This is a genomic window from Shewanella sp. AS1 (assembly GCF_021412565.1).
Classification (GTDB): Bacteria; Pseudomonadota; Gammaproteobacteria; order Enterobacterales; family Shewanellaceae; genus Shewanella.
On record NZ_JAKCLJ010000020.1, the window covers coordinates 1 to 2,019 of the forward strand.

Genomic DNA, 2,019 nt, shown 5'->3' on the forward strand with positions numbered 1-2,019 from the left:
TTGCTTGGTGACAATAGCTTTGTGGTCCCACCTGATCCCATCCCGAACTCAGAAGTGAAACGCAATCGCGCCGATGGTAGTGTGGGGTCTCCCCATGTGAGAGTAGGTCATCGCCAAGCGCCTAATTCGCTTAACCTGGTTTAGGGTTAAGCAAAATAATCAAGCGCATATAGTGTAAGACGCTTAATTATTAAAGATTTTGTGCTGATATGGCTCAGTCGGTAGAGCGCATCCTTGGTAAGGATGAGGTCCCCAGTTCGATTCTGGGTATCAGCACCACTAAATTTGTCTGGAAACCATAGCATTGTGGTCCCACCTGATCCCATCCCGAACTCAGAAGTGAAACGCAATCGCGCCGATGGTAGTGTGGGGTCTCCCCATGTGAGAGTAGGTCATTTCCAGACGCCTATTTATTCTCGAAAGAGAGTCGAAAATCCCCAGCACACTGTGTTGGGGATTTTTTCGTTTAACGACTTTAGAAACACTTGCTTCATTTTTACTAGTTCAGACCTGCTCCCATCCGCTCCCTATCGCCGCTGGCGCCCAGAAGTGAAACGCAATCGCGCCGATGGTAGTGCATGCCCCTCAGCTTGCAGCACAGCTGCTTCGCGCTTCAAAGCCCTTGAATGCGTTGCATCATAGCAGGGACTCTACACCCCATGTGTTCGTAACGTAAACTACGAAAGTAGGGCGATGGGGCTAAGCCCTAAGCTATAAGTTTTATGAAACTAGTAGCATGCTTATCAAGTGTTTTACAATGCTAGCTTACCGCTTACCGCTTACCGCTTACCGCTTACCGCTTACCGCTTACCGCTTACCGCTTACCGCTTACTGCTTACCGCTTACCGCTAGAGTCTCTTTTGATTATAATAGTCATACAAATAACAGCTTAAAGTAAGGACTATTGTGACACGTAAACAGACGACTAAATCAAAAGGTTCCTCCGGCGGTAATCGCAAGAATAGCGCACGCTTTATTGAGAAGTTCAGTGCACATCCAGAGACTCAAGAATGTGATTCCGGCTTGATGTACCGGGTGATCGAAAATGCAGACGGCCAATACGCAGCAGAAACTGACACAGTAGTTATTAATCAGCGGATCTTATTATCCGATGGCAGTGTCATTGCCGATACCTATAAAGCGGGCATGCCAGAGACTTTTGAGTTGGCAGAAGCCATCGATGGATTGCGTGAAGCAATTTTACTTATGCCGGTAGGTTCGCGATATGAGTTTATGATCCCGCCTGAGTTGGCCTGGGGGCGTAAAGGGAATGGCGGTAAAATAGGTGCCAACGCTGTGCTCCATTTTGATGTGCGCCTAATTAGTGCCCTTTAATAGTAAGCGATGGTTACAAAAAACGGCTGTTGTGAGTTTATTGCGATAGCGATATGTGGGCACTGCTGTGGGCTCTGTTGTGGGTAAGTTTGTAGATAAGTCAGGTATAAAATGTGTTTTGCCCGGTATAAAAAATAAATGATATTTTCATTGAAAAACCCCTTGCGCAAACCAATTCACTCCCTATAATGCGCTCCCACTGACACGGCAAAGCAGTTACAGCAGCGCCATGTTAAGAGGATTTGTTTAATAAATCCGCAGTCGCAAGATTTGCTAAAATTAGCCCTTGACGACTTGATTGGGAAGTGTAGAATACGCAGCCCTAGCCCGCTGGAGTCCAGTATGAGGCGAACGTTCTTTAACAAGATGAAACAAGTAATCTGTGTGGACACTCACAGGTGTTGAGAAATCGAAAACGATTTAAATCTCAATGCATGATTTACTAAATCTAGTTCACTAGAGATAGTGAGAGTCCATAGCAATATGTACAAACATCCTTAGATTCTTCCGAGTCTAAGTGATGAATCAGAATTCATTGAGTCGTTTGGCGCAAGCCAAACAAAAAACTTTTAATTGAAGAGTTTGATCATGGCTCAGATTGAACGCTGGCGGCAGGCCTAACACATGCAAGTCGAGCGGCAGCGGGGAGATAGCTTGCTATCTTCGCCGGCGAGCGGCGGACGG

1 protein-coding gene, 1 tRNA gene and 3 rRNA genes are annotated in these 2,019 nt (G+C 46.3%); all 5 read left to right on the forward strand.

Going from position 1 to position 2,019, the window contains the following annotated elements:
• The first annotated feature begins 3 nt into the window (after positions 1–3).
• Positions 4–119 (forward strand): 5S ribosomal RNA (rrf, locus tag LZP69_RS15805).
• Positions 120–203: 84 nt separating this feature from the next.
• Positions 204–279: transfer RNA gene (locus LZP69_RS15810), tRNA-Thr, on the forward strand.
• 9 nt (positions 280–288) lie between these two features.
• A 5S ribosomal RNA gene (gene rrf, locus LZP69_RS15815) occupies positions 289–404 on the forward strand.
• A 502-nt stretch (positions 405–906) separates the two neighbouring features.
• Positions 907–1,335: an FKBP-type peptidyl-prolyl cis-trans isomerase gene (locus tag LZP69_RS15820; protein WP_234201686.1), complete on the forward strand. Its 429-nt coding sequence runs from the start codon at positions 907–909 to the stop codon at positions 1,333–1,335.
• Between the two features lie 570 nt (positions 1,336–1,905).
• Positions 1,906–2,019: ribosomal RNA gene (locus LZP69_RS15825) — 16S ribosomal RNA — on the forward strand; the annotation flags it as partial.